Consider the following 2,404-nt stretch of genomic DNA (forward strand, 5'->3'; position numbering starts at 1 on the left):
CGAGCACCGTCACGCGGCAGCCGCGCCGTCGCGCCGATGCCGCGACTCCGAGACCGATGAAGCCGCCGCCGATCAGCACGACCCGCGCATCGGGCACGAGCCTCGAGCCGAGCGCCGCCGCGTCGTCGAGCGTGCGCAACGCAAACACGCCGTCGAGCGTCGCGCCCGGAATCGCGAGTCGACGCGCGCGGCCGCCGGTCGCGAGCAGCAGCGCGTCGTAGCCGAACACGCGAGCGCCCGACACGTGCACTTCGCGTGCGCACGGATCGATACGCTCGACCGTCGCGACGACCGGCTCGATGCGATCGGCCACCCAGGCCTCCGGCTCGCGCAACCGGCACTGCGCCGCGCTGCGCTCGCCGGTCAGCACACCCTTCGACAACGGCGGCCGCTCGTACGGCAGGTGCGCTTCCGCGCCGATCAGCACGATTCGCCCGCCCCAGCCGGACTCACGCAGCACCTGCGCCGCGCGGCCGCCCGCATGGCCCGCGCCGACGATCGCCATCACCCGGTCGTTCGTCATCGCGTCACACCTCGATCAGGATGCGGCCGTCTTCGATCTTCGCGCGGTACGTGCGCAGCTTCTCGCAGGCGGGCGCGGACAGCGGCCGGCCGTCGCGCACGTCGAAGCGCCCGTTGTGCTTCGGGCATTCGATCACGTGGTCGATCACGAGCCCGTCCGCGAGATGCACGTGCTCGTGCGTGCACAGGCCGTCGCTCGCATAGACTTCGCCGTCGATGCGGTAGATCGCGTACGTGTGGCCGGCATGGTCGAAGCGCGCGACGTCTTCGTCGTCGATGTCGTCAAGCGCGCCGGTGTCGATCCATTGCGTCATGTTGCTTGTCTCCTCGGTTGGAAGGTTCGATGCCGGTCAGGCACGCGCGGCATCCGGCACGGGCCGCACGACGTAATCGGACGGGTCGCGCGTCTGCCGGACCAGCGCCGGCACGATCTCCGCATACGCGGCCAGCGTGCTGCGATACGGCGGCGGCATGTCGGCCTTCACGGCCTCGTGCAGCTTCGGCAGCGCATGGAACGGCACCATCGGGAACATGTGGTGCTCGACGTGGTAGTTCATGTTCCAGTACAGGAAGCGGAACACCGGATTCATCATCACGGTCCGGCAGTTGCGCCGGTGATCGAGCACGTTCTCGGGCATGCCCGCATGCTGCGTGAGGCCGAAGTACAGGTACAGCCACGCGCCGTAGAGGCTCGGCAGCCCGATGTAGAGCAGCGGCAGGATCGTGTGCCAGTACAGTGAAGCACCGGTCACGAGCGCGTACACCGCGAGATGGATGCGACACTCGCGCACGACCTTCGGCCGCTCCGATTCGGGCACGTAGGTGCGCTCCTCGTCGTCGAGCCGGCCGGTGAACGCGATCGCGATCATCTTGCGCAGCTCGCCGGCCACATGCTTCAGCGCGACGAGGTTCAGCGCGAGCGAGAGCCAGTCGGTCGGCTTCGGCGCGGCGATTTCCGGATCGCGCCCGACGACCAGCGTATCGGTGTGATGGCGCGCATGGCTCCAGCGCCACGCCGTCGCGCGGCGGAACACCTGGAACGACGCGACCTGGTACAGCACGTCGTTCATCCAGCGCGTGCGGAACGCGGTGCCGTGCCCGCATTCGTGCCAGCGCGAGTCGGCCGGGCTGCAGTAGAGCGTGCCGTACACGAAGAACGCGGGGATCGCCCACGCCGAATGCGCGCGCCATGCCAGCCACGCGAGCACGCCGCTGATCGCGATCGCCGCGTACCAGATCAGCGTGTCGCGGATCGCGCGCGCGTCGCCGCGCTGCATCAGCTGCTTCATCAGCGGCCGCGGCACCGCGCACCGGTACCACGCGGCGTTGACGAGCCCGGCCGCCTGCGCGCGCTCGCCGGCGCCGCCGATCATCCGGTATTCGTGACGGCGCGCCGCCGTGCGGTCGTGCGCCTGGTCGTCGAGATGAACCACGTGCGTCTCCTTGATTCCTTGTCCGTAGGAAGCGCGCCAAGCGCTTCGGCATGGAATCAAAATTAGGCCCGCAGCCTCCCCCGCTCAATCGAAACGTTGACGAAATTTCGCCATCGCTTTAGCGTTCCTCGCATCGCCACGTCTCGATGGCGACACCACGATGGAGACAACCATGGCAGGCGAATCCGGGCCGCGCTGGCGCAAGCGCACCGCGCGCTTCGACGAGATCGCGGCGCTCGCCGGGGTCAGCACGACCACCGTCGACCGCGTGCTGAACGAGCGCGGCAGCGTCTCGGCGCAGGCGCGCGAACGCGTGGTGGCGGCCGAATTCGCGCGTATGCAGCGGATGCCGCCACACTTCCGTCAGCGCGTTCGCGAGCGACTTGCCCTTGTTCTTGCGCAGCACGCCCGCGACTTCCGCCTGGCAGCACGGCACCAGCACGATGTGC

Annotated in this window: 4 protein-coding genes; 1 reads left to right on the forward strand and 3 read right to left on the reverse strand. The window is 69.1% G+C overall.

The window, feature by feature from the left end; all coding sequences use genetic code 11:
- The 3 genes from G3O00_RS41985 to G3O00_RS41995 form a co-directional block, all read right to left on the reverse strand.
- A partial coding sequence (locus G3O00_RS41985; RefSeq protein WP_206146526.1) for an FAD-dependent oxidoreductase occupies positions 1-523 on the reverse strand: 523 nt, incomplete at its 3' end.
- A 4-nt stretch (positions 524-527) separates the two neighbouring features.
- Positions 528-836 carry a non-heme iron oxygenase ferredoxin subunit gene (locus tag G3O00_RS41990; protein WP_011353115.1) on the reverse strand — a complete coding sequence of 103 codons (309 nt, stop codon included), beginning with the start codon at positions 834-836 and terminating at the stop codon, positions 528-530.
- A 36-nt stretch (positions 837-872) separates the two neighbouring features.
- Positions 873-1,955, reverse strand: coding sequence for a fatty acid desaturase family protein (locus tag G3O00_RS41995; RefSeq protein ID WP_206146527.1), 1,083 nt, complete (start codon positions 1,953-1,955; stop codon positions 873-875).
- A 172-nt stretch (positions 1,956-2,127) separates the two neighbouring features.
- Between G3O00_RS41995 and G3O00_RS43780 the strand changes: the two genes are divergently transcribed.
- A partial coding sequence (locus tag G3O00_RS43780; RefSeq protein ID WP_241025600.1) for a LacI family DNA-binding transcriptional regulator occupies positions 2,128-2,404 on the forward strand: 277 nt, incomplete at its 3' end.

This window comes from Burkholderia sp. Ac-20384 (assembly GCF_017104605.1).
Lineage (GTDB): Bacteria > Pseudomonadota > Gammaproteobacteria > Burkholderiales > Burkholderiaceae > Burkholderia > Burkholderia lata.